Below are 23121 nucleotides of genomic sequence, written 5' to 3'. Positions count from 1 at the left end.
GAACGTTGCCGGTTCGCATCACTGAGAACCGGCAACGTTCCGGCATACCCCAAGGCTACGTCTAACTATGACGCTAGTCACTAGCTCCGGGGATATGACATAGGTATTACTCGGAGATGGCTACGCCGTCCTTGTAACCGGTGCGCCAGCCGCCCTGGTAGGACTCGCGAGCCACCGTGGAGAACGGAACTGGCGAGACGATGGTGCTGACCTCGATCTGCTGGTGACGCTCAACGGTGGTCTTCTTGGTGCCGCCGTTTTCCTCGCCCCAGACAACCTTGAGTTCGGCGCCTTCTGGCACATCCGCGTTGACGGTTGCGAGGGAAAGCGCGCGCTGCTCGTTGGAGGAGTAGCCCGTGAACATCGAGAAGCCCACGACGTTGCCGTCTGCGTCCACGACCTTGTCGTAGTTCGAAGAACCGTAGTTAGCCAACGGCAAGTCGAAGTACTTGTAGTTCTCGCCGGCCGGCTTGAGGATGGAATCTTGGATCTTCTTGAAGTCCTCGTTCTCCCAAGCCAGCGTGACCTTGCGGCGCTGCTTGGTTGGATCGATCTTCTCGAGGGCGTCGCGGCCGATGAAGTCGTGATCGAACTTCACGAAGGAGCCATAGCCAAGCTCCCACGGGTTGAGGTAGTAATCCTCGATGTTATCCGAGACGAAGGAACCGGCCACAGCGTTGTTGGCCTCGTAGGAGGTAGCTGGGAGCCACTCGCGGTAAGCGCGCAACTCTTCACCCGTGTAGATGCCTGGCAATGGCGAAGGAATCCAGCCGGATTCGAGCGTATTGGATGGGTAAGCACGGGAGCCCACGGCGGCGATGCCGAACTCTGCGCCAGCTTCCAAGACGGCGTCGCGGATCTTGTCATACGTGGCGTATGGACCCCAGATCTCAAGGCCAGGAGCACCGGACATGCCGTGACGAAGAGTGCGAACCTTCTCGCCAGCGATGTTCATGTAGTCCATCGAGAAGAACTTGAGCTGCTCGAGAGGTCCACCGTGGAGCTTCTCGATGATGTCCCATGCGCGTGGGCCCTGAATCTGGAAACGCCAGTATTCGCGGGACACGGGCTTACCCATAGGGCGTGATGGAGAGCGGCGGTCTTCGACAATGTCGAGGTTGTTGTAGCCTCCGGTTGCAGCGTTGTACAAGAGCCAGTTGGTGGACGGTGCGCGGCCCACGTACACGTACTCATCTTCGTCCTGGCGGAAGAGGATGCCGTCACCGATCACGTGACCAGCAGGCGTGACAGGCACATACTGCTTGGCCTTGTTGACCGGGAAGTTGGCCACGGAGTTGATGGCGGTGTCAGAGATGAGCTTGATAGCGTCCGGGCCGCGGAGGATGAGGTTGTCCATGTGATGGGACTGGTCAAAGAGAACGGCGGTCTCACGCCAAGCGCGCTGCTCCGAGCGCCAGTTGGAGAATTCCGGTGCCACCACTGGGTAGATGTAGGCGCCGATTTGGGAGTTACGGAGAAATTCGACCGTATTTCCGGCCTGATCGAGGACTTCTTGCAAGTTGTTCGCCATTGATTCTTGCCTTTCGACTAAATCGTCAATTCGCGGCGGACATCACTCGAAAATGTGACCCGCGCCACTAGTCTTGACGATATACCTATGTTCATAGGTATGTCCAGAGGTAGATGAATAATTCAACGAAAAAGAACGCGCAGCCGGTTCGTTCGTGACGATCCCGCTGCGCGTTCTGTTGATTTTTATTGATGACGACGGCGCCGCTCGTCTTGCTGCGTAGACGAGCTGCCCGTCAATGCACCTACTACCGGTTGACCTTCTCCGCGTCCGGGCGGTGGCCCTTCTTGGCGAGCTGAATCTGCTCATACACATGGTGACGCAGCTCGGTGAAGCGAGGATCTGCACGCGTTTCCAGCTGATCGCGTTCTGCCGGAAGGTCAATGACCAAGTCTTCCTGCACCACGGTGGGAGAAGAAGACAGGATGATGACGCGCTGGCCCAAGTAGACGGACTCATCGATATCGTGCGTCACGAAGAGCACGGTCATGCCGAGCTGCTTCCAAATGCGGCGCACCAAGTCTTCGAGGTCGGCACGCGTCTGCGCGTCGACGGCTGCGAAAGGCTCATCCATGAGGAGCACCTCTGGCTGGTAAGCGACGGCGCGGGCGATGGCCACACGCTGCTGCATACCGCCCGAGAGCTGCCATGGGTAGGACTTCGGCACGTGTGCCAAGCCCACTGCCTCGAGTGCCTCATTGACCAAGCGGGTGCGCTCGGCCTTCGGGACGCCGGCGTTCTTCAGAGGAAGCTCGACGTTGTCTGCAACGCGCAACCACGGGAAGAGTGAACGGCCGTATTCCTGGAACACCACGGCCATCTTCTTGGGCGGAGCCGTGATCTTCTTGCCGGCGAGCACTACTTCGCCTTCGGTTGGAGCAAGTAGACCGGCGATGCACTTGAGCAAGGTGGTCTTACCGGAACCTGATGGACCCACCAAGCAGACGAGCTCGTTGCGGCCGAGGTCGAAGGTCAGGTTGCGGACAGCTTCAATGTCGCCGCCGTCCGTGTGGTAAACCTTCTTGAGTCCGCGGACGCGGAGCAACGTTTCATCATCTGGAAGCGTGCGACCCGCCGGTCCGCCTGCCTCAGTAGACGTGGTCTGAAGCGCTCGAGAACGTGCAGGCTGCTGGATGTGATCGCCAGGAACGTTGAGGTTTTCGTTGTTGAGATTTTCGTTATTAGCTGGCATTTTCTACCTCTTTAAGACCGCGGTACCAACGCAGGACGCGGCGCTCGATGAACTGGAAGATGAAGGACATCGCAACACCGATCAGGCCGAGCACCACGATGCCGGACCACATTTCTGGGATTGCGAAGGAACGCTGGAACTGCACAATGGTGAAGCCAAGGCCTGAGGAAGATGCGAACATCTCCGAGATCACCATCAGGATCAGACCAATCGGAAGCGCCTGGCGAATACCGGCCATGATCTGCGGAGTTGCGGATGGCAGGATCTGGTAACGAATGCGGGCGAATCCGTGGATGCCGTATGAACGCGTGGTCTCGTTTTGCACTGGGTCAATCGAGCGCACACCTTCAATGGTGTTCAGCAGGACCGGCCAGATACAACCGAAGACAATCACCGCAACCTTCATGGAGTCGTTGATGCCCATGATGATCATGAGAACTGGCACCAAGACTGGCGGTGGGATGGCGCGGAAGAACTCGAAGACTGGCTCCGTGAAGTCGCGCAGCCACTTGTTCAAACCAATGAGCAGGCCAAGGATGATGCCCAAAGCGATAGCGATCAGCAGGCCAGTGACGAGGCGTCCGATCGAAGGCAGCACGTCCGTCATGATGCGCTCGCCAAACCACGTGGCGGCGAAGCGTTCGGCAAGGAGTGCGGGCGTAGGGACGAAGAAATTCTTCGCTCCACTGGTTCCGACCCACCACGTGCCCACGAGGATCAGGGGCAAGGCTAGGATGTAAAAAATCTGCTTGAGGACGTTCATTAGACGACCACCTCACCGCGAACGGATGGGTGCCATCCGAGAGTCTTCTTTTCGATATAGCGCATCACCAAGTTGATGAGAACGCCGAGGAGGCCAGTGGCCAAGATGAGCGCGTACATGCCGGCGATTGCGCCACCGGACTGCGCCCGAGAGATCTCGTTACCAAGACCTGGAGAACCAATCACCAACTGGGCGGTGATGGCAAGAATCAGCGCCACAGCGGCCGCCAAACGGATGCCCGTCATGAGGAACGGCCACACCGTCGGGAAGACCACGTCGCGCAAGCGTTGGAAGTAGGAGAATCCATAAGACTTCGCGGTATTCATCGCCACGTTGTCCACGTCAGCCACGCCGTAGAGCGTCTGGATCAGGACCTGCCAGAAAGACGCGTAGATGATGAGCATCAATGAGGACTCGATCTTCACACCGAACAACAGCACGGCGATAGGAATGAGGGCTACGGATGGGATAGGACGCAAGAACTCGACGGTGGAGTTCGTGAACTTCCGCAAGAACGGGCTCATGCCCACCACCAAGCCGATTGCCGTGGCGGCAATAATGGCAACACTCAGGCCAATACCCCAAGCGAGCATCGTGTCGCCAACAGACTTCCAGAAGCTCGCCATTCCCAAGTCCTGGATGAAGACAGCCAACACTTCAGAAGCAGGCGGCAAATACTTTGCCGGCAACAGGCCGATGCGGGGCGTAATTTCCCAGATCAGGAAGAACGTCAAGACGCCCGCGAGACCCAACAGAGAGCGACGCGGCGAATTGCGTTTGCGCTTCTTGGTAGCTGTTCGAACGGGAACGGGAATGCGTGCCTCTTCTTGAGGAACCACGGAGGATGCCGTGGCGCTCTGAGCAGCCGCGCTAGGGCTGGGCGACTCAGATGACGGGTTGTTATTTTCCACGGTCATGACGTTCCACCTCCTTGCAATGGTGTGTGTTGACGGGACATGAGAAGTGATTCTCCTTTGGGTACGCGATCACGAGGAGACGCTGATGCTTCATTGTTCCACCATCGTGATCCGCGTCTCACTATGAGCCTAGATGATTTTTCTGAAACTCGGTTACCACTAGATGAAATTTTTTCATTTATTTCGTTCATGGCTAGCAAGCTAAAACTGCTATTTCTTCGACGTCCGCGCGTTCGCATATTGATCACGCAGGACAGCTTTACGAATCTTGCCGCTAGCCGTTCGCGGCATCTCATCAACGAACGACGCCGATTTCGGGATCTTGTAACGAGCCAGTCGCCCATCCAAATGCGCCAAGACTTCCTCTTGAGTGAGCGACTTGCCTTCAGCAACCGCAATGACAGCATGAGGGATCTCTCCCCACTTCTCATCAGGGAGTCCAATGACGGCAACCGCTGAGACCTGATCGAGCTCGATGATGATCTGCTCCACCTCGGCCGGATAAATATTCTCGCCGCCGGAAATGATCATGTCCTTGATGCGGTCAGAGATGAAGAGGAAGCCCTGATCATCCAAGTACCCCATGTCACCGGACTTGAACCAGTCGCCATCCTGGAACATGCCAGCGGCAGTATCCGGGCGGTTCCAATATTCGTGAATGACGTTAGGGCCCTGAATGATGATTTCGCCGACAGAACCAGCAGGCAGTTCGTTGCCCATGGCATCCACCACGCGCACATCCGTGAAGAAGTGGGACAAGCCTGCGCTGCCCATCTTCTCGCGAGAGTAATGCGGTGGCACGCTCGTGGCTCCGGGCGCCGTCTCCGTCATGCCGTAACCGCCAGAGAAGGATAAGCCTCGCTCTTCATACGCATCCATGACGCGCACAGGGACAGCGGATCCGCCGCACGTGAGCATGCGCAACGAGGACAAGTCGGCGTCCGCCCATTGAGGATGCTCGGCAAGCATTTGATACGTGGTCGGCACACCGGACAAAGAAGTAACGCCGAATTCTTCAATCGCACTCAGCACTGCACCTGGCTCAAACCGGTCCTGCAAGACTGCATGCGCTCCCTTGAGCAAGAGCGGCAAAGCGCCCATGCCCAAAGATGCTACATGGAATAACGGGGCAATCATGAGGCCCACCGCATCAGAGGTGACGTCGTAATCGACCAGCACGTTGACACTGTTCCAGGTCATGTTGCCGTGCGTGAGCACGGCGCCCTTCGGACGACCCGTGGTGCCAGACGTGTACAAGATGATGGCTGCGTCTTCCAACGAAACCGGGATATCGCGCACCGCGGGAGCGGCAGCCGAGACGGCGGCGTCGTAATCCTCAAAATCCGCTTCAACCGTGGCGCCTTCACGAGGAACTACGAGCGTGTGCTCCACCGAAGTCTCAACGGCACCGCGCTGCGCGAGCTCAGCCAAGAAGGCGTCAACAACCAGAACCGTTGATCCGGAGTCCTGAAGCGCGAACTGCACTTCCGGCGGCGCAAGGCGCGTATTCAGCGGCACGAAAATGGCGCCAAGGAGACCAGATGCGAAGAGCACTTCGAGGAACGCAGGGTGGTTGTTACCGAGGTAAGCAACGCGGTCGCCCGGGGCGACGCCACGCTCTTCGAGCGCGGTCGCTAGGCGATCAATCCTGCCCGCCAGCTGGTCATACGTGTAGGAAAGTCCCATGCCAGTAACGGCTGGACGGCCAGCACTCTTGACTCGCCGCCGGTGAATCCAGTTCCCCAGACCTTTGTTCTGCATTGCGCTTCGCTTTCTAGACTTTTCTCCGTTGCCGCGGTGATCTTCGCGCGTGATCGACGCCACATTATTTAGATAGTATCTTCAATCATTGAAAAATACAACGAATAATGAGTGGTTTTTTCCTCAATTTCGGCAGCACCGACTCGGCGCCAAAATCGGGGGCGATAGCGCAAAAGATCCTTGTCAAAGCAGAAGGCGCCGGTAGCCCTGACTAGCAGGACCGCCGGCGCCTTCTCACGAAACTAACGACTACTGAATAGCCTTGAGCTTGCTCAAGTCAGGAGCCTGGGAGATGAACTTGTACTTTGCAGCCAAGTCGCCCAGCTTCTTGAGCTGCTCTTCTGGGAAGGTGGCATCCCAGGTTTCCATCTTCAAACCGGAAGCAACCTTGGCATCCATCTTCATGAATTCTGGCAAGAGAGCCTTGGCGCCAGTCTGGTCGCCCTCAGCTTCCTTGAGAACCTCAGTCATGGCTTCCTGGAACTTCTTCACCGTAGCTGGCTGCTCGGTGGCCATCTTGCCGGAAGTGAAGGTCACCATGGTTGGAAGACCTGCAACAGCAGTCTGGTTCGGGTAGCCCACGAGCTTGTTGTTGGTGTCAGCCAATGCGCGGGACAGGAAAGGCTCTGGGAGCCAGACAGCGTCAACGTTTCCGCGGGAAAGCTGAGCTTCCATGTCCTGGAATGGCATTTCAGAGAACTTCAAGGCATTTGCGTCGCCGCCATCAAGAGCAGTGGACTCCATGATGGTGAGGTCACCCTGGGTCTTGAGTGCATTGACGGAAGTGGTCTTACCGGCAAGATCCTTGAAGGAATTGATGCCGGAATCCTTCTTGGTGACAACACCGTTGATGTCATCGCCAGTGGCCTTGGAGTTGGAGTAGCCGGTGACAATGCGCATGTCGAGGCCCTTGTCCGCAGCGGTCATGACGGAGAGTGGGTTGCCCACGCCGAAGTCGATGTCGCCAGTGGAGACGGCCGGCAACATCGCCGCACCTGCGTTTGCGGACTGAACGGTGACCTTCAGGCCGTGCTTTTCGAAAATGCCTTCCTTGACGCCGTATTCAACAGCGACGGAAGGTGCGATTGGAAGGAGGCCGACGGTCACTTCTTCGAGACCAGCAGCGCTCGAGCCGGCAGCAGAAGATGCCGTTCCGGACGTTGCCGCAGATGGCGAGCCCGCGCCACAACCCGTGAGGGCGATTGCCGCAACGGCCATGCCGGCGGCGATTGCTGAGAGACGCTTCATTGTTTCCCCTTGGAGAGAGAGAGTGTGTGCATGGCGCGAACCAACGTGATCTGCGCCACATGATAAATAGATAGTATCTTCAATCGTTGAATAACACAACGAATATTTGGCAAAGAAAAACCGACCCCCGAAAGGGCCGGAATTTCAAGGCAAAAGGCGTGAAATATTACGCGTAGAAACGGTACAAACCGCGGGAAACCACGGCTGGCTTCTCGGACCCTTCAACCTCAACAACCTGGTCAACAGCGATCTGGTAACCGCCCTTAACTTCTTCAACCTCGGCGATGGTGGCCTTCATGCGAATCTGCTTGCCAACATGCACTGGGGATGGGAAGCGAACCTTTTCAAGGCCGTAGTTCACCTTGGTGGTCACGCCTTCAACATCAAACATTTCTGACCAGAAAGCGATCTGCAGGCTGAGGGTGAGGTAGCCGTGAGCAATAGGGCCGCCAAATGGGCCGTCCTTGGCCCTTTCTGGATCCGTGTGAATCCACTGGTGGTCATCCGCTGCGTCAGCGAAGAGGTTGACCTGATCCTGGGTGACGGCGCGCCACTCGGAGTAGCCGAGGTCCGTGCCCGCTGCATCCTTGAGCTCGTCGTATGAAATGACTTTCTGCGTCATGGTGGTGCCTTTCTAGTGGTCTGTTGTAGATCGAGGTTGGTGGGATTACCGGTTGAAAGCGCTCAGCCCGGTAATGGCTCTGCCTACTACGAGGGCGTTGATTTCATCCGTGCCCTCGTAGGAGTAGATGGCTTCGGCGTCCGCATGGAAGCGAGCCACATTGTTTTCCAGCAAGATGCCGTTGCCGCCCATAATTTCGCGGGCGAGAGCTACGGTTTCGCGCAGCATGCGTGCCGTGAACATTTTTGCGAGGGCGGAATTTTCGTCTTTATAGACGCCTTCCGCTTGTTGCTGGGTAAGCCGTACGACGACGCCAAGGCTTGCGGTGACATTCGCCAGCATCGTTGCCAACTTTTCTTGGATCAGCTGGAAGCCAGCGATGGGACGCCCGAACTGTTCGCGATGGAGCACGTACTTGAGCGCCTCTTCGTAGGCACCGGCCGCGCAACCCGTGGCGATCCAGGCGACGTCGGAACGCATGTTGCGCAAGCACGCGGCCACGTCCGCGAACGTGTTGATGTTGCGCAAGCGCGCATCATCAGAGACCCGGACTTCGTTGTAGGTGATGTCCGCGTTCTGCATCATGCGCAAGGCGGTCTTGCCGTGCATCTTGGAAATCTCGAGGCCCTCGGAGTCCGTGGGCACCAAGAAGCACTTGACCTGGCCGTCCGCTTCATCTCGGGCGAAGGTTGCCAGCACTTGAACCATGGACGCGCCACCGATCCAGCGCTTCTCGCCGTTGATGATCCAGTCGCCGTTCGCTTCTTGGCGAGCCGTGGTGGCCAAACCGCGAGCGATGTCAGATCCGTGGTCCGGCTCGGTGAGCGCAAAGACGCCCGTGAGCTCGAACGAACGAATCTTGGGATCCATCTCCGTAACTTGCTCGGCGTCGCCGCCGAGATTCACAGTGGTGCGAAAGAGTCCAGACTGCGCGTTGTAGAGCGTGACGATCGAGGCGTCCAAGCGAGCGAGTTCAAAGTTGCGGAACCCGCCATACAACGCTGACGGCGCCTCACCGTTGAGCTCTTCCGGATCCATCAGGTTCAGATTGATGAGGTCCGGCAGAATCTCGGTAGGAAATTCAGCGCGTTCCCAATAATCATTGATGACCGGACGAACCTTCTCATCTAGAACTGTCCGCAGACGGCCCAGGACGGAAAGCTCGGCTTCACTCAACAAGTTCGAGAAGCCGTACTGATCACTCGGGTAGAACTCAGTCACTTCGCGTCCAGCCCTAGCAAGCGAACTGCATTGTCCTTGAGAATCTTGGCGCGCGCTTCATCCTTGATTGGCAATGCTGCAAAGGCGTCCAGCCACTTATCCGGAGTAATGAGCGGGAAGTCCGTACCGAAGAGCAGCTTGTTGGAGAGCACGTTGGACGCGAGCTTCACGAGCGACTCTGGGAAGTACTTCGGGCTCCAGCCGGACAGGTCAATGTAGACGTTCGCTTTATGGGTGGCGATCGAGTTCGCTTCTTCCTGCCACGGCACCGATGGGTGCGCCATGATGATCGGCAGGTTGGGGAAGTCCGCTGCGACGTCATCCAACAAGAGTGGATTCGAATACTTCAGCTTGATGCCGCCACCGCCGGGAAGACCTGCGCCCATTCCGTTCTGGCCGGTGTGGAATACACATGGCAGTCCGATTTCCTGGAGCGCTTCCCACAGCGGGTAGTGCTCGGCGGCTGATGGGTCAAAAGCCTGCAGGGATGCGTGGAACTTGAAGCCCCGCACACCCAGCTCTTCGTGCTGACGACGCGCTTCGGAAATCGCCTCCGCACCCATCAAAGGATCCACGGTGCCAAACGGAATAATCACGTCGTTGTTGCGCTGGGCATCCGCCACAAGCTCATCCACGGAGTTCGGATCGTGCTTGAGCGCGGTCCGAGCATCCACGGTGAAGACGACGGCGGCCATCTTTCGCTCGCGGTAGATCCCCGCGATGCGATCCAAAGTGGGCGTGCGCTCTTCAGCCTTGAAGTACTTTGCCGATGCCTCAAAGAACGAATCCGGCATGGCCAAGTGACCATGGCTATCGCATTCCAAGTGCACATGGGTATCCAGTGCAACAATCGCGCTGACGTCAACAGCGCTTTCGTAACGAACGCTCATGCTACTTGGCAACCTCTGGCTGCAATTCAGCTGGAAGCTCTGGGAACTTCTCGCCCACGGACTGCGCCTTGTCAGCGAATGGGTAGCCGGCAGTGAGCGCCTCTACGGTCCAGCCGCCGTCGTTGTAAGCAGACTCAATGGCTTCAGGGTGGGACCACAACTGCAAGCGGTCTCCGCCGGCACCGATGGCCTGGCCGGTGATGTTCGCCGCAGCATCAGATGCCAAGAATGCGATCAAGCCAGCAACGTCTTCAGCGGTGCCGAAACCCAGTTCCTTGCGGAAGAAGTCTGGCATTGCTTCGCCGCGGTCCTGAGCTTCAACAGCCTTCTGGAAGTAAGGAACCGTGCGGGTCATCTCGGTGGCAGCCACTGGAATGACGGTGTTGGCGGTGACGCCAGCCTTCTTCATTTCGATGGCCCACGTGCGGGTCATGCCCACGATGCCAGCCTTGGCCGCAGCGTAGTTGGTCTGACCGAAGTTGCCTCGCTGGCCCGTTGGAGAACCAATGGTGATGATGCGGCCGGCCACGCCGTTTTCCTTGAAGTAGGCGAAAGCTTCGCGAACACACGTGAACGTGCCCTTCAGGTGCACGTTGATGACTGCGTCGAAATCGTCGTCGGTCATCTTGAGGATGGACTTGTCGCGCAGGATTCCGGCGTTGGTCACGAGGATATCGAGGTGTCCAAAGTTGTCGAGGGCTCCCTTGACGAGGGCCTGTGCAGCTTCGGTGGTACCTACTGGGATCACGACGGCGGCAGCCTGGCCACCTGCCTCCGTGATGGTTGCAACGGCAGCGTCAGCTACTGCTTGATCAACGTCATTGACGATCACCGCAGCGCCTTGGCGCGCCAATTCCTGAGCGTATGCGAGACCGAGTCCTCGACCCGAGCCCGTGACGATGGCGACTTTTCCCGACAGTGCAGACATGTTGCTCCTTGATAATTGTGCTTGTAGATTCCTTGCCTAAAACCACTTTGCACTAATATCATTGAAAAAGTCAACGATTATTTTCATCAACTAAAATTCAGTCCGAAGCGACGCTCTCTCTTAGGATGGAACTTGCCTTCAGACCTAAGGAGCACGCCGCATGACACAGAGTCCCGTTGAGACGGAGTTAGATCGTCTCGCGCGCAGTCCGCTTGCGGAAGAAGTTACGTTCCTCATCGCCCGCGTCACCTCGGTGTCCAACGCCAAGGCCAACGCCGCACTTGCTGATCTTGGGTTGAAAGTACGTTCCTACTCGGTACTAAACCTCGCGGCGAGCGACCTCCAGCCAACCCAGCGCGAACTCGCGCAGATGCTTTCACTGGATCCGTCGCAAATCGTCTCCCTCGTGGATGACCTCGAGGCCAACGGCCTCATCCTGCGCGAGCAAGATCAACGCGATCGCCGCCAAAAGGTCATCTCGGCCACCCCGGACGGCATCAAGCTCCTCAAAGAAGCGCGCAAGCGTACGCAAGAAGCTCAAGCCGAGAGCCTCGCTCCGCTCAGCCCCGAAGAGCAGGTGGTTTTCCGCGAGATGATGGTCCGCTTGTCCTTCAACGCCTAAAACCATTGGCACTTTCACGCCGTCCTAAAGCACAAAAGAGCCCGCCGCTGCCTCAAAGGTAACGTCGGGCTCTTTGTTGTTAAGGCTTACTTCAAGAACGTCTGGTAAACCCAGCCGGTCTTACCCTGGTAGGTCACGCGCATCCAGCCACCCTGCTCACCGTCAACCACTACGGAACCGCCACCAGGAATGGTGCCGACCTTCGCGTAGGTGTTACCCGGTCCCGTGCGGAAGAAGACTGCCGTGGTGGCGGTCATGGTGCGAGCAAGAACTTCCTTGAGCTGGGAGGTTGGGATCCAGCCTGTGGTGCCGTTGTAGGTGGCACGCGAGTAGTTGCCGCTCGTGGCGTCAACCATGACCGTCACGCCCGCGCTCAAGATGCGTACGCGGGAAGCGCCATCGCGAGGTGCCGAAACCATGTTCAGGCTCACGGTGGTCCTCATGGCCACAGAGTCCTGCAGCTCAATGGTGGTGCCGCTGCTTGGCGCCGGTGCCGGAGCGGGAGTCGAAGTGCTGGTCAAAGACTTGATGTACTGGGTAGCAACCCAGCCGGTCTTGCCGTTGACCTGAACCTGCGTGTAGCTGCCGGAGGTGCTCAGTGCTGAGACCTTCGTGCCGCTTGGCAACACGGTGATCACAGTCTTCGTGGTCGAAGGACCGGTGCGAAGGTTGAGGTTGACCGTGGTGACGTGCGTCGGGGTGGAGGTCACAGGCGTTGGAGCCGGTGCCGGAGCTGGTGCAGACACCACAGCCAGGTAGGTTGCGGCAACCCAGCCGGCGGTGGTGCCGTAAGACACCTTGAGCCAACCATTGGAGGATGCCGAGACCGTGACCTGCGCACCAACTGGAAGTACCTTGACCACACCATAGGTCATGCCGGCACCCGAACGGATGTTGACGTCCGTTTTGGCCTTGTAGGTACCCAGCGCTGGCGTATCCACACCAGGAACTGGCTGCGGGGTTGGAGCAGGTGCAGCAGTGACAGCCTTGAGATAATCGTCGATCATCCAGCCGGTCTTGCCGTTGTAGGTGACCTTGTACCAGCCGTTGGCAGAACCGATCACGGACACGTTCGTTCCGGATGGAACGGTGGCCAGCACAGCGTAGGTGGTGCCAGCGCCGGTGCGCATGTTGACGTTCGCGGTGGTCTGGTACGTGCCAGAGGCAACGGATCCGGTTGGCTGCGTGGGAGCGGTAGAACCGCCGCCTACACCTGGGCTAATCGGGAAGTTTGGATCGAGTGGAGTCGGCGCCGGCGGCAATCCGCTGGTGCCGGTGTACGGACGTACGCCGAGGTGAGGAACCCAACCCACAAAGCCCTTCGCGCTGACTCGCACGTAGCCGTTGCTCATTTCGCCCGGAATACCGGTCATGAGCGTGCCGGATGGCAAGTATGCGAGGGTCGAGGACGTGGAAGACGCCGAGGCCTTCAAGTTCTGTCCTCCGTTAGCCGAGTAGCCACAGCTCGTAGGAACGGTGGTGTTGTAAACGCGGGATGCGTTCGACTTCAAGTCGACGCCGCGCTCCAAGAGCCACTGTGCCGAGTCGATGTGCGTGCCCGTGTACCAAGCGCCCTTCCACACTTCGAAGTGCAAGTGCGGTGCGGTGGAGGGGCCGGAGCTTCCCACTACGGAGATCTGCTGTCCCGCGCGGACGGCCTGGCCAACCGCTACGTGCGTGTTGGCGTTCCACATGTGGACGTAAACGGTATAGAAAACCTGGCCGTCGATCTCGTGCTTGACCACGATGTAGCCAGAAGAAGAGGACGTTCCGCTCTTGGTCTTGGTGACCACGCCGTCTGCCACGGCGAAGATTGGTGAGCCGCTGTCGGCAGGAAGATCCTGGCCCAAGTGCCACGTGGAGCCACCGACTACAGGAATGCAACGAGGTCCGTACTCAGAGGAGTAGCGGTAAGTTCCGGACGCAAGCGGTGAGACCACGCGAGTGGACGTCGTTGCCATGGATACCATGCCAGCCTTCGCGCCATTCAAGGCGGTCGGGGTGCCAGCGGGCTGAGCTCCTGGCTGGATGAGCGGAACGGCCGCAGCTGCTTGAGCTGCCTGACCGGAAACGAGCATTACGGTTGCAAGCGCCGTTGTTGTTGGCACAACAAAGGCACGGGCGTATACAGCCATGGGGAACTTCCTCACGGAGTCGGCGGTTTCCCGCCGAACAATGAACGGTTAGGTGCAAGTGATAACCGGATTGGGGTGCCAGAAATCACCTGTGTGAGGCCTCAAAGAAAATTGGGGATTACTTGAAGCCTCGACAATAAGGTTAAACACGAAAGTAACGATTTGTGCAAGTAAATAATTAACAGGCGGCGCGTCGTCTTGAACTCGCCGGTGATTCAGGTTTCGCCTTGACAAATGGGTCAATCTTCACCCTCAACATCCACCGTAGAGTTTCGCCCTATTTCTTAAATACGACGACGCCGCAGCTTACGCATGTGGGTGAGCTGCGGCGTCGTACTTAATGCAGTTATATATGCAAAAAATCTAGCGGGAGGCATTCCTCCCCAGACGGCACTTATTCTGCTGGCTGGACCCTCGCCTCGAGAGCCGCTGCTACCTTGATCTTGACGGCGGAAGTCGCCAAGAAGGTCGGGTGAGCGTCACGATCCGTCATGTGCTTAATGAACTTTTCGCAGTGCACAATCTCTTCTTCAGATTGCGCACGAAACCACTGGGCAATGCCCGGCAAATTGAGAACTTTTATCGCGATTGCCATCTGGCGGTAGACGATTGAGGCTTCCATCTCAAGGGTCACTTGCTTATTGAATGCTTTTTTCGAGTTCACCTTTTAGTTGCCAGTCCACAGCCTACGGCGATCGGGAATCGAGATCTAGAAAGAATCACTCGCAGCAAAAAAAGTTCTGGATACGGTCGTTGCACCAGTGTTATAAGTTGTCATACCGTGACATACTTTCCGCTATGGCTCGACCCCGCATTCATGACATATCTTTGAGGAATCAGATGCTGGACGAGGCTGCGCGCATCACCGCCACGGAAGGCGTCGATGGTTTGAGCGCACGCCGACTCTGCAGTGCCGTCAACACCAGCACCACGGCTGTCTACACTCTCTTCGGTGGCATGGACGGCATTCGCTTTGCCTTGTATCGCCGGGCAGCCGAGAGCTATCACGCGGACTTCTCGACAATTGAGTATGACCCCGACCGGCCACTGAAGTACATGGACGAAGCTATGTTCATGTACCGCAACTGGGCTCTTGCTAATCCCAACTTGTACAGCATCCTCTTTGACGGTGCTCTCAAGCTGGACCATTCGCTTCCCGAGACTCAGGGCGGCATTCCGGTTGCAGACATGAAGTTCTCGGCGGATTTGGCCAAGCCGTCCGTGGACGCGGTCCGGCGTGCGATCGAGCTGGGACAGCTGCCCATCCCTGAGAACAAGGTGTCCACCTTCTTGATCTCTTCCTGGGCATGCATGCACGGACTCGTCTCCATGGAAATCAGCGCTGAGACTTCCGGCACACAGAGTGGACTCGTCATACTCTCTGATGTCGACTATGGCGAGAAGCTTTATGCGGATGCAATTCGCAGCCTCACTCGCGGGCTCATTCACACCTACCAGCTTGAGGCGAACGGAACAGCCCCTAGTCACAGCACTAAAGTGCTGGATGACTACCTCGAATCCCCGGAGAGCCTCGCGCCTGGACAAGCTCGGAAATCGGATAAAAAGAAGTAGAATTTGGCCTAGAAATACGAAACAATCATCTTTCGTATTTCATCCCAAAGATGAACTTTGGGTTAACTCGCCAAAATATCTCAGATCCGTATAGCTATTCTTCCGAATGTGGCGTAATCTCAATTAAGTAGTTTCAGTAGTTCCCGCAGTTGGTAGTGCCTGACTTTCTTTCGAGAGTCATCCTTTCCTGTTAGCGGTACATCACGTAGCTGCATGTAGGTCTTCAATCCTGGGACCTGCACCCCTACGTCCGCAAGGACATCCGAAAGGAAACAATCAAAATGGCAACTGGCGTCGTAAAATGGTTTAACGCTGAAAAGGGCTACGGCTTTATCGCTCCAGACGATAACTCAGCAGACGTTTTCGCTCACTACTCCGCAATCCAGTCCAAGGGCTTCCGCGCTCTTGAAGAAGGACAGCGCGTAGAGTTCGAAATCACCGATGGCCAAAAGGGCCCTCAGGCAGTAGACATTCAGGCTATCTAATTTTAGATAGTTCGAATCCTCGAACATTGGGACGCTAACGTCCCCCACGAGAACCTCTCGTTCTTAGGCTTCACGCCTTCGAACGGGAGGTTCTTCGTTTGTCCCGTGAATGATTCCGCAAGCTCCGCGACTCACGCGAGGCAGCGTCGTCGTCATTTCCGGGAATGCGCAGCCGCCTTAGCGAGTTGTCACTGGATATGAGCACACCACTTTCCATTCTGGACCTCGCAATTATTCGCCCCAACAGCACCGCCGCAGTGTCCTTCAAAGAATCTGTGGAGGTTGCTCAGCGCGCAGAACAGCTTGGTTACAAGGGCGTTTGGTACGCCGAGCACCACAACATGTCCACCATTGCCTCGAGCGCCACGAGCGTGCTCATGTGCCACGTGGCAAACCATACGAACACCATTCAAGTCGGCGCCGGCGGCATCATGCTGCCCAACCACTCCCCCTTGGTGATCGCCGAACAGTTCGGCACTCTTGAAGAACTCTTCCCGGGCCGCATCAACCTTGGCCTAGGCCGCGCGCCCGGTTCTGATCAAGCAACATTCCGCGCACTGCGCCGCGACTTTGCCGCCGCAGATGCATTCCCGAACGACGTCTTAGAACTTCAGGGCTACCTGCAGGGCAAGTCCGTCATCCAGGGCGTCGCCGCAACACCAGGTCAAGGCACGAACGTTCCGCTGACCATTCTTGGCTCCAGCTTGTTCGGCGCACAATTGGCGGCACAGTTGGGTCTGCCGTATTCGTTTGCGAGCCACTTTGCGCCGGATGCCCTCATGCAGGCCGTGCAGGTCTACAAGGACAACTTCCGCCCAAGCTCAGTTTTGCAAGAGCCATACGTGAGCGCGGGCATCAACATTGTTGCCGCCGATACGGACGAGAAAGCCTTCGAGATTCTGGAGCAGAGCAAGCGTCAGCGGATCCGTCAGATGCTGGGCCGCGGCCGCGCCGAGCCGTTCACGGACGAGGAAGCGGACATGGTCATGGAGTCCCCAGCCGGACAACAGGTCCTTCGCATGCTCACTTATCTGGCTGTCGGCACGGGCGAACGCGTGAAGGAATACCTAGATCATTTTGTCTCGGCCACCGGCGTGAATGAGCTCATCACCGTGCACTCCGCCGTGGAGCATGAGGACCGCGTGCGATCCATTGAGATCACTGCTGAGGCCATGGGCCTAAAGACCTCCGCACAGGAAATTGCTGCTACCAACTAAAGCGGCCATCTACCTATGACAACTAGCTAGGCCAGCCAACTAGCGACGAAGCGCCCTGATCCCAGCCCACAAAGCGGCAATCAACAAGAGGATCAGGGCGCCGTCGCATGCAATGTAGGCGTAGTGCCACAAGGATCCACCTTGGGATGCGCCGCTCAACACCAAGTCCGTCTCATGATTGAGTTGCGGACGAATCCACGCAACCTTGACCAGAAGCACAGCTGCCGCCGCGGAAACCATGCGCTGGTAACTGCTCGCGAGACCGCGTCCAAACGTTGCGAAGAACCATGCCGCGAGAATGACGATCTCCACGATATTCATGGCCCCGAAGACCAAACGGCCGATTCCAAGTCCCAGAGGGATGGTGATTCCTGGCGCCGTGAATTTCAAGGGCGCTTCAATGAGCGAGATTCCCACAATGAGGCCCAGCCAGAGCGCCGGCAGCACCAAACGCATCCCTAACCAGTCATATGAATCGCGGGACGTTTTGGCTTCCGTAGGCAAGGACTCTCGAGTCATAGCCGAATTCTACGCTCGATAGAAATGACCCCCAAACTGTGCCCTAAAAGGTTCTCCACACCCCTCCCGCGAACGGCAAAAAGCGCATAGGCTGACAACAAGCGCCGCATTGAGACGCGAACCATAGCCGGACGCAAAAGGGCACATCAAGGAGGAATAGTCGTGAGCGATCCATTTGAAGACACCGAGTTTGATGATCAGTTCCAAGACGATTACGAGGATCCCGAAGACGGCCGCGATGGCACGCCTCCCGAAGGTTCCTCAGATGATCCGGACTCCATGAACCGCATCGATCCGTTGCGCCAGCACACCTACCTCATCGACGGCGAAGAGGACATGGTGGACGACGGCACCGACGAAGAAGATGTTGCCGACTGGGGCGACGACGAATCCGATGAGGACGTCGAGGCCGGCCTGGATGATGGAGACGATGACGACGTCGATGATGACGAAGATGAGGATTTCGACGACGATTACGACGACGAAGAAGAGGATGACGAGTTCGACGAAGAGGAAGAAGACGAGGAGTAGCCTCACTGGCGACTATGATCGAAAGTCGCCATGATCAATCCTCATCAGCTCCGTATTCTTCTCGAGGTCCTCGACGCCGGTTCGTTTGCTGCGGCCGCTCCGCGCCTCAATCTCACGGCCTCAGCGGTGAGCCAGCAGATCAGTTCGCTCGAGCGAGCGTCCGGCGTCAAACTCTTTGAACGTAGCGCCCGCGCCGCCGTCCCGCTCCCTGCTGCGGACGCAATGGCGCGTCATGCCCGCATTGTTCTGACGGAACTCGAGTCGCTCGTGGCGGCGTCCTCCGCTGCGGAGCGCAGTAGCTCGCACGTTGAGTTGCGCGTAGGCATCTTCCCTTCGCTCGCTTCCTACCTGATTCCCCGCCTCATGCACGACGACGCCTGGCTGGCTTCCGGAATTCAGTTGCAGTTGAGCGTGGGCGAACCTGCGCACAGCGTGCGCGGTCTGCGGTCTGAAAATGGCTTGGACGTGGCTTTGGTGTTCCAAGTGGGTCAAGGTGGACTGGCTTGGCCAGCCGCACTCAAGCGCACCTGGTTGGCCGAGGATCCTTTTGTGTTTGTGATTCCAGAGGCATGGGGCTTCGAGGCAAACACCGCCCTCTCCCCTGCCCAGCTCGCGGACATGCCGTGGATCATGCACCACCCCGGCGCCTCCGACGCCGTAGTCATCGCCAACCTGTTTGCGTCCCTCGGAATGCAACCACGCGTGGTGGCCTACTCGGACGACTTCAACTCGACGCTCTCACTGGTCGCATCAGGACTCGGTGCTGCGCTGGTTCCAAAGTTGGCGCTCACGAACATCCCTAACGGCACCCAGTCCATCAACATCCCCGAGGCAAAGCTCTCCCGCAGTGTTCTCTCATTGACGAACAAGCCACCGGCGCGGTCAGCTCGAGACGTTCATGAGAACGAACGTGCCAGTGTCCCCTCGGTCCAGAATGCAGCGGCCGTCTTCGTGGAACGCGTCTCGGCACTGCTCGCTGAAGCACCACGCTAAAACCTCTGTCAGCGCTTCGCGCGCAGATCAGCTCCAATGCGCTGAGCCGTCTGCTGAAGAGCGGGCACAATGACATCGAGGTCCGGTGCCACTTGAGCACGCGGCATCACGCTCATGGAAACGTTGAGTGCACAGACCACGTCGCCATCTGCACCGAATACCGGCACAGCAACGGACTGCAAACCAATTTCCAGCTCCTGATTCACTACGCAATAGCCCTGCTGTCGCACGAGTTCGAGCTCCTTCTTGAGCCCTTCTGGCGTGGTGATGGTGGCAGGCGTGAACGCATTCGTGGAGACGCGCTCAATCGCGGCATCGCGCTCAGCCTCCGGTAGATACGCAAGCATCACGCGACCCATGCTGGTGGCATAAGCGGGCAATCGAGTGCCCACAGAGATACCGATGCGCATGATGCGGCGTGTGTGCACGCGAGCGATGTAGACGATCTCGTCATCGTCCAAAACAGATGCGGAGCACGATTCGTTGAGTAGACCGGAGAGCTGCTCGAGCGCCGGCTCCACCATTTGCGGCAGGGTGTGTGAGCTCAAGTAGGAATACCCCAACTGCAAAACGCGTGAGGTCAGTTCAAAGAACTTGCCGTCAAAGCGCACGTATCCCAGCTGGGCAAGCGTCAACAAGAAGCGGCGAGCAGTAGCTCGAGACAAGCCGGTGCGCTTCGCAACCTCGGTCAAAGTCATCGATGGATGCTCGGCGTCGAAGGAACGGATCACTTCTAGGCCGCGTGCCAACGACTGCACGGCGCCGGAGCCGAGCGCTGATTCGGAGCCGAGCGCTGATTCGGACCCCGCTGCGGACTCAACCCCCGGCGTTTCGGAGGATAGCTCCGCGACGGAAGCTGCGTCGTCGTAATTCTGAGAAACCATAGCGGCAGCTTCCCTCCTGTTCTGGCTCAAAAGTGACACTCAAGAATACGCAAAACCGCGCCGTTTCATGTTTGTGAAGCGGCGCGGTTCGCAGTCAATCTGCGGTTAGGCGCGCTCGAGAGCGAACGGAACCTTCTCCTGCAGCTCTTCGAAAGTGGTGCCATGCGTGGAACGCACTACGACACGGCCTTCTTCAATCAAGAAGATTGCCTGCTCGGTGTAGACGCGCTTGACGCAACCCAAGCCGGTGACCGGGTAGGTCAAGGTGTCCACGAGCTTCGATGAACCGTCCTTGGCTAGCAAGGTCATCATGACCCAGGTTTCCTTCGCGCCGATGGCGAGGTCCATCGCGCCGCCCACAGCTGGGATGGCGTCCGGAGCACCAGTGTGCCAGTTCGCGAGATCGCCCTCGCGGGAGACCTGGAAAGCGCCCAACACGCAGACGTCCAAGTGGCCGCCGCGCATCATCGCGAACGAATCAGCGTGGTGGAAGTAGGAAGCGCCCGGAAGTTCGGTCACAGGAATCTTGCCGGCGTTGATGAGGTCTTCGTCAATCTGGTCACCGGTAGCCTGCGGGCCCATGCCCAACATGCCGTTCTCGGTGTGCAGCGTGACGCCCTGATCGGCGGTCAAGTAGTTGGAGACGAGGGTCGGCTGGCCGATGCCCAAGTTCACGAACGCGCCCGGGGCGATGTCCGCGGCAACAACTTGAGCCAAAGCATTCTTGTCCAGCGTGGTGTCGGTGGAAGCAAAAGTAGTCATTACTTGGCTCCTTCTTCAGTAGCGGCGCCGTTCAATGTCACCACGGTGTCAACGAAAATGCCAGGGGTGATCACGTTCTCGGGATCCAAGCCGCCGGTTTCCACGACCTCGGAGACCTGAACAATGGTCTTCTTTGCTGCGGTTGCCATGATCGGTCCGAAGTTACGGGCCGTCTTGCGGTAGACCAAGTTGCCGAGCTTGTCAGAGCGCAGTGCCTTGATGAGTGCGAAGTCAGCGTGGATTGGGGACTCTAGCACGTAGCCCTTGCCGTCGATGACGCGCGTTTCCTTGCCTTCGGCGAGGAGCGTGCCGTAGCCGGTTGGCGTGAAGAAGCCGCCGATGCCAGCGCCTGCGGCGCGGATGCGCTCGGCGAGATTGCCTTGTGGAACGAGTTCAAGCTCGAGCTCGCCAGCGCGGTAGGCCGCGTCGAAGTGCCACGAGTCGGACTGACGTGGGAAGGAGCAAATAACCTTCTTCACGCGGCGTTCCTTGATGAGCAGTGCGAGGCCAGCGTCTGCCTGGCCTGCGTTGTTGTTGACCACGGTGAGATCCGTGGCGCCGCAATCCAAAAGTGCGTCGATCAGTTCCATGGGCTGTCCGGCGTTACCGAATCCGCCAATCATCACGGTTGAACCGCTAGTGATTTCGGAGACGGCATCCGCCGCGTCAGCTGCGAAGCGAGGAGCCATGGTGTCCTTCCTATCTAAAGTGAGGTGGGAATTCTTGATGCGCGGGGTTGCGCGGGATTACTTGGTGGAGTTGGGGTTTTCCACTACGACGGCGAGGCCCTGGCCCACACCGATGCAGATAGCAGCCATGCCGTACTTTTCGCCGCTCTCCTGCAAGCGTCGTGCCACAGTGCCGAGAATACGCATGCCGGACGCGCCCAAGGGGTGTCCGATAGCAATAGCGCCGCCCCACTGGTTGACGATCGCTGGGTCAGTACCCCACTGATCGATGCAAGCCAAGGACTGTGCGGCGAAGGCTTCGTTCAGCTCGAGTGCGCTGATGTCGCTCCACTCAAGACCTGCGTGACGCAGTGCCTTGTTGGCGGCCTCAACCGGTGCTTCACCGAAGAACTGTGGCTCGTTCGCAGCGGCTCCACGGCCAATGATCTTGGCGATCGGCGAGATGCCCAGGACGTCAGCTGCACGTTCGCTACCCAACCAACCGGCCGAGGCGCCGTCGCTCATGGGGGATGCGTTGCCGGCCGTGACCGTGCCGTTGTCAGCGGAGCGGAAGACGGTGCGCAAAGCGGCGAGAGACTCTGGCGTGGAATCGCCACGGATGGTCTCGTCGCGAGTGAACTCGGTGCCCTTCTTGGAAGCTGGTGGAACGGAGACCACGAGGTTGTCGTACTTGCCCTCGTCCCACGCCTTTGCGGCGAGCTGGTGGGAGTTCGCGGAGAATGCGTCCTGCTGTTCACGGGTGATGCCGTGCTTCTCGCGCAACTGCTCCGTGGCTTCACCCAAGGAGACGGTCCACTCACCTGGCATTGCAGGGTTGACCAGGCGCCAGCCCAACGTGGTATTGGCGAGTTCAAGGTTCTGCATCGGGAACGGACGCTCGGTCTTGGGAAGAACCCAAGGAGCACGAGACATGGATTCCGTGCCGCCAACCAACATGAGGTCAGCTTCGCCGGTCTCGATCTGGCGGGACGCCAAGATCGCTGCGTCAAGGGAAGAACCGCAAAGGCGGTTGACCGTGGTTCCCGGAAGAGAGGTTGGAAGACCAGCAAGAAGCGAAGCCATGCGGGCTACGTTGCGGTTTTCCTCGCCAGCACCGTTGGCGTTGCCGAAGATGGCTTCATCAATCTTCGTTGCGTCGAGTCCTGGGGCGCGCTCCACGAGCTTCTTGATGACGAGGGCTGCGAGATCATCCGGGCGGTGGCCGGAAAGGGCTCCCCCGATCTTTCCGAATGGCGTCCTGATGGCGTCGTAAAGGTAGGCCTGCTGCATTGCATCTCCTGCGATCGGGGACTGATTCCCGCGTCTAGGTAATTACGAATGTTCACATAGTGAACTTCTGTTCGTATGTTGAACTTTACCGTGGATTGAGGTGGGTCACAAGCGGTCTGCTCAATATTTCCTGCGCCGAGTCCTCTCCGTTTGCTGCCCCAAGGACTTGCCACCCCTAGGACTTGCCGCAACTAGAACCCGCATATGGAGGGCGCCCTTGAAGATTGACGTCAAAAGGCGCCACCTTAAGGCGATCTAACTGGTTCATATTGACGTCAATGTAGGTCTGAGGCCAGGCGTGAGCGTCCCAAGGTGGTCCAATTTGACGTCGAAACGAACTCGGCAGAGCACCCATGCACGTCAGCAATAC

At 58.0% G+C, this 23121-nt stretch carries 23 protein-coding genes; 6 read left to right on the top strand and 17 right to left on the bottom strand.

Annotation, left to right across the window (positions count from 1 at the left end; translation table 11 throughout):
* Positions 1-106: 106 nt before the first annotated feature.
* The 10 genes from ligM to BKA12_RS11265 form a co-directional block, all read right to left on the bottom strand.
* A complete protein-coding gene (gene ligM / locus BKA12_RS11310) occupies positions 107-1531 on the bottom strand; it encodes a vanillate/3-O-methylgallate O-demethylase (RefSeq protein WP_183643914.1) in 1425 nt (474 codons plus the stop codon).
* Between the two features lie 247 nt (positions 1532-1778).
* Positions 1779-2723, bottom strand: coding sequence for an ABC transporter ATP-binding protein (locus BKA12_RS11305; RefSeq protein WP_183643911.1), 945 nt, complete (start codon positions 2721-2723; stop codon positions 1779-1781).
* Entirely contained in the window at positions 2713-3486 is a 774-nt protein-coding gene (locus BKA12_RS11300; RefSeq protein WP_183643907.1) for an ABC transporter permease, read from the bottom strand. Before BKA12_RS11300 ends, BKA12_RS11305 begins: the two co-directional genes overlap by 11 nt.
* Positions 3486-4403 (bottom strand): ABC transporter permease, encoded by a 918-nt coding sequence (locus BKA12_RS11295; RefSeq protein ID WP_183643904.1) that lies wholly within the window; start codon positions 4401-4403, stop codon positions 3486-3488. The genes BKA12_RS11300 and BKA12_RS11295 overlap by 1 nt, the downstream gene beginning before the upstream one ends.
* Positions 4404-4613: 210 nt before the next feature.
* Positions 4614-6164 (bottom strand): acyl-CoA synthetase, encoded by a 1551-nt coding sequence (locus BKA12_RS11290; RefSeq protein ID WP_183643901.1) that lies wholly within the window; start codon positions 6162-6164, stop codon positions 4614-4616.
* 249 nt (positions 6165-6413) lie between these two features.
* Positions 6414-7412, bottom strand: a complete 999-nt coding sequence (locus tag BKA12_RS11285) for an ABC transporter substrate-binding protein (protein WP_183643898.1) — start codon at positions 7410-7412, stop codon at positions 6414-6416.
* Between the two features lie 166 nt (positions 7413-7578).
* Positions 7579-8034, bottom strand: a complete 456-nt coding sequence (locus BKA12_RS11280; RefSeq protein ID WP_183643895.1) for a MaoC family dehydratase — start codon at positions 8032-8034, stop codon at positions 7579-7581.
* Between the two features lie 45 nt (positions 8035-8079).
* Complete coding sequence (locus BKA12_RS11275; RefSeq protein WP_183643892.1) at positions 8080-9255, bottom strand: acyl-CoA dehydrogenase family protein; 1176 nt, start codon at positions 9253-9255, stop codon at positions 8080-8082.
* The gene (locus BKA12_RS11270) at positions 9252-10145 is read right to left on the bottom strand and encodes an amidohydrolase family protein (protein ID WP_183643889.1); all 894 of its coding nucleotides are present in this window, start codon (positions 10143-10145) and stop codon (positions 9252-9254) included. Before BKA12_RS11270 ends, BKA12_RS11275 begins: the two co-directional genes overlap by 4 nt.
* Position 10146: 1 nt before the next feature.
* Positions 10147-11073: an SDR family NAD(P)-dependent oxidoreductase gene (locus tag BKA12_RS11265; protein ID WP_183643886.1), complete on the bottom strand. Its 927-nt coding sequence runs from the start codon at positions 11071-11073 to the stop codon at positions 10147-10149.
* Positions 11074-11233: 160 nt separating this feature from the next.
* Between BKA12_RS11265 and BKA12_RS11260 the strand changes: the two genes are divergently transcribed.
* A complete protein-coding gene (locus BKA12_RS11260) occupies positions 11234-11695 on the top strand; it encodes a MarR family winged helix-turn-helix transcriptional regulator (RefSeq protein WP_183643882.1) in 462 nt (153 codons plus the stop codon).
* 86 nt (positions 11696-11781) lie between these two features.
* Here the strand turns inward: BKA12_RS11260 and BKA12_RS11255 are convergent, their stop codons facing one another.
* On the bottom strand, positions 11782-13830 hold the full coding sequence (locus BKA12_RS11255; RefSeq protein WP_183643879.1) for an SH3 domain-containing protein: 2049 nt from the start codon (positions 13828-13830) through the stop codon (positions 11782-11784).
* A 394-nt stretch (positions 13831-14224) separates the two neighbouring features.
* Positions 14225-14494, bottom strand: coding sequence for a ferritin-like domain-containing protein (locus BKA12_RS11250; RefSeq protein WP_338087513.1), 270 nt, complete (start codon positions 14492-14494; stop codon positions 14225-14227).
* A gap of 134 nt (positions 14495-14628) precedes the next feature.
* Between BKA12_RS11250 and BKA12_RS11245 the strand changes: the two genes are divergently transcribed.
* The 3 genes from BKA12_RS11245 (at position 14629) to BKA12_RS11235 (ending at position 17104) form a co-directional block, all read left to right on the top strand.
* The gene (locus BKA12_RS11245) at positions 14629-15402 is read left to right on the top strand and encodes a TetR/AcrR family transcriptional regulator (RefSeq protein WP_183643877.1); all 774 of its coding nucleotides are present in this window, start codon (positions 14629-14631) and stop codon (positions 15400-15402) included.
* A 281-nt stretch (positions 15403-15683) separates the two neighbouring features.
* Positions 15684-15887, top strand: coding sequence for a cold-shock protein (locus BKA12_RS11240; protein ID WP_183643874.1), 204 nt, complete (start codon positions 15684-15686; stop codon positions 15885-15887).
* A gap of 197 nt (positions 15888-16084) precedes the next feature.
* A complete protein-coding gene (locus BKA12_RS11235) occupies positions 16085-17104 on the top strand; it encodes an LLM class flavin-dependent oxidoreductase (RefSeq protein WP_183643871.1) in 1020 nt (339 codons plus the stop codon).
* 39 nt (positions 17105-17143) lie between these two features.
* Here BKA12_RS11235 and BKA12_RS11230 read toward each other — a convergent pair whose 3' ends face one another.
* Positions 17144-17623, bottom strand: a complete 480-nt coding sequence (locus BKA12_RS11230; RefSeq protein WP_246361684.1) for a hypothetical protein — start codon at positions 17621-17623, stop codon at positions 17144-17146.
* A gap of 162 nt (positions 17624-17785) precedes the next feature.
* Between BKA12_RS11230 and BKA12_RS11225 the strand changes: the two genes are divergently transcribed.
* Both BKA12_RS11225 and BKA12_RS11220 read left to right on the top strand, forming a co-directional pair.
* Positions 17786-18154 carry a DNA primase gene (locus BKA12_RS11225; RefSeq protein WP_183643867.1) on the top strand — a complete coding sequence of 123 codons (369 nt, stop codon included), beginning with the start codon at positions 17786-17788 and terminating at the stop codon, positions 18152-18154.
* Positions 18155-18184: 30 nt separating this feature from the next.
* On the top strand, positions 18185-19147 hold the full coding sequence (locus BKA12_RS11220; RefSeq protein WP_183643864.1) for a LysR family transcriptional regulator: 963 nt from the start codon (positions 18185-18187) through the stop codon (positions 19145-19147).
* 8 nt (positions 19148-19155) lie between these two features.
* On the opposite strand, the gene BKA12_RS11215 is transcribed toward BKA12_RS11220, so the two are convergent.
* The 4 genes from BKA12_RS11215 to BKA12_RS11200 form a co-directional block, all read right to left on the bottom strand.
* Positions 19156-20031: an IclR family transcriptional regulator domain-containing protein gene (locus BKA12_RS11215; RefSeq protein ID WP_183643861.1), complete on the bottom strand. Its 876-nt coding sequence runs from the start codon at positions 20029-20031 to the stop codon at positions 19156-19158.
* 105 nt (positions 20032-20136) lie between these two features.
* On the bottom strand, positions 20137-20793 hold the full coding sequence (locus BKA12_RS11210) for a 3-oxoacid CoA-transferase subunit B (RefSeq protein ID WP_183643858.1): 657 nt from the start codon (positions 20791-20793) through the stop codon (positions 20137-20139).
* Entirely contained in the window at positions 20793-21482 is a 690-nt protein-coding gene (locus tag BKA12_RS11205; RefSeq protein WP_183643856.1) for a 3-oxoacid CoA-transferase subunit A, read from the bottom strand. Before BKA12_RS11205 ends, BKA12_RS11210 begins: the two co-directional genes overlap by 1 nt.
* Before the next feature lie 57 nt (positions 21483-21539).
* Complete coding sequence (locus BKA12_RS11200; protein ID WP_183643853.1) at positions 21540-22751, bottom strand: thiolase family protein; 1212 nt, start codon at positions 22749-22751, stop codon at positions 21540-21542.
* Between the last annotated feature and the right edge of the window lie 370 nt (positions 22752-23121).

Source organism: Neomicrococcus lactis (genome assembly GCF_014200305.1).
Classification (GTDB): Bacteria; Actinomycetota; Actinomycetes; order Actinomycetales; family Micrococcaceae; genus Neomicrococcus; species Neomicrococcus lactis.
This window is presented reverse-complemented; position numbering and strand designations above follow the sequence as displayed.

Coding starts and splice junctions, on each gene's coding strand:
- ligM (WP_183643914.1), bottom strand. CDS start 1,531: ATGGCGAACAACTTGCAAGAAGTCCTCGATCAGGCCGGAAATACGGTC.
- BKA12_RS11305 (WP_183643911.1), bottom strand. CDS start 2,723: ATGCCAGCTAATAACGAAAATCTCAACAACGAAAACCTCAACGTTCCT.
- BKA12_RS11300 (WP_183643907.1), bottom strand. CDS start 3,486: ATGAACGTCCTCAAGCAGATTTTTTACATCCTAGCCTTGCCCCTGATC.
- BKA12_RS11295 (WP_183643904.1), bottom strand. CDS start 4,403: ATGACCGTGGAAAATAACAACCCGTCATCTGAGTCGCCCAGCCCTAGC.
- BKA12_RS11290 (WP_183643901.1), bottom strand. CDS start 6,164: ATGCAGAACAAAGGTCTGGGGAACTGGATTCACCGGCGGCGAGTCAAG.
- BKA12_RS11285 (WP_183643898.1), bottom strand. CDS start 7,412: ATGAAGCGTCTCTCAGCAATCGCCGCCGGCATGGCCGTTGCGGCAATC.
- BKA12_RS11280 (WP_183643895.1), bottom strand. CDS start 8,034: ATGACGCAGAAAGTCATTTCATACGACGAGCTCAAGGATGCAGCGGGC.
- BKA12_RS11270 (WP_183643889.1), bottom strand. CDS start 10,145: ATGAGCGTTCGTTACGAAAGCGCTGTTGACGTCAGCGCGATTGTTGCA.
- BKA12_RS11265 (WP_183643886.1), bottom strand. CDS start 11,073: ATGTCTGCACTGTCGGGAAAAGTCGCCATCGTCACGGGCTCGGGTCGA.
- BKA12_RS11260 (WP_183643882.1), top strand. CDS start 11,234: ATGACACAGAGTCCCGTTGAGACGGAGTTAGATCGTCTCGCGCGCAGT.
- BKA12_RS11255 (WP_183643879.1), bottom strand. CDS start 13,830: ATGGCTGTATACGCCCGTGCCTTTGTTGTGCCAACAACAACGGCGCTT.
- BKA12_RS11245 (WP_183643877.1), top strand. CDS start 14,629: ATGGCTCGACCCCGCATTCATGACATATCTTTGAGGAATCAGATGCTG.
- BKA12_RS11240 (WP_183643874.1), top strand. CDS start 15,684: ATGGCAACTGGCGTCGTAAAATGGTTTAACGCTGAAAAGGGCTACGGC.
- BKA12_RS11235 (WP_183643871.1), top strand. CDS start 16,085: ATGAGCACACCACTTTCCATTCTGGACCTCGCAATTATTCGCCCCAAC.
- BKA12_RS11230 (WP_246361684.1), bottom strand. CDS start 17,623: ATGACTCGAGAGTCCTTGCCTACGGAAGCCAAAACGTCCCGCGATTCA.
- BKA12_RS11220 (WP_183643864.1), top strand. CDS start 18,185: ATGATCAATCCTCATCAGCTCCGTATTCTTCTCGAGGTCCTCGACGCC.
- BKA12_RS11215 (WP_183643861.1), bottom strand. CDS start 20,031: ATGGTTTCTCAGAATTACGACGACGCAGCTTCCGTCGCGGAGCTATCC.
- BKA12_RS11210 (WP_183643858.1), bottom strand. CDS start 20,793: ATGACTACTTTTGCTTCCACCGACACCACGCTGGACAAGAATGCTTTG.
- BKA12_RS11205 (WP_183643856.1), bottom strand. CDS start 21,482: ATGGCTCCTCGCTTCGCAGCTGACGCGGCGGATGCCGTCTCCGAAATC.
- BKA12_RS11200 (WP_183643853.1), bottom strand. CDS start 22,751: ATGCAGCAGGCCTACCTTTACGACGCCATCAGGACGCCATTCGGAAAG.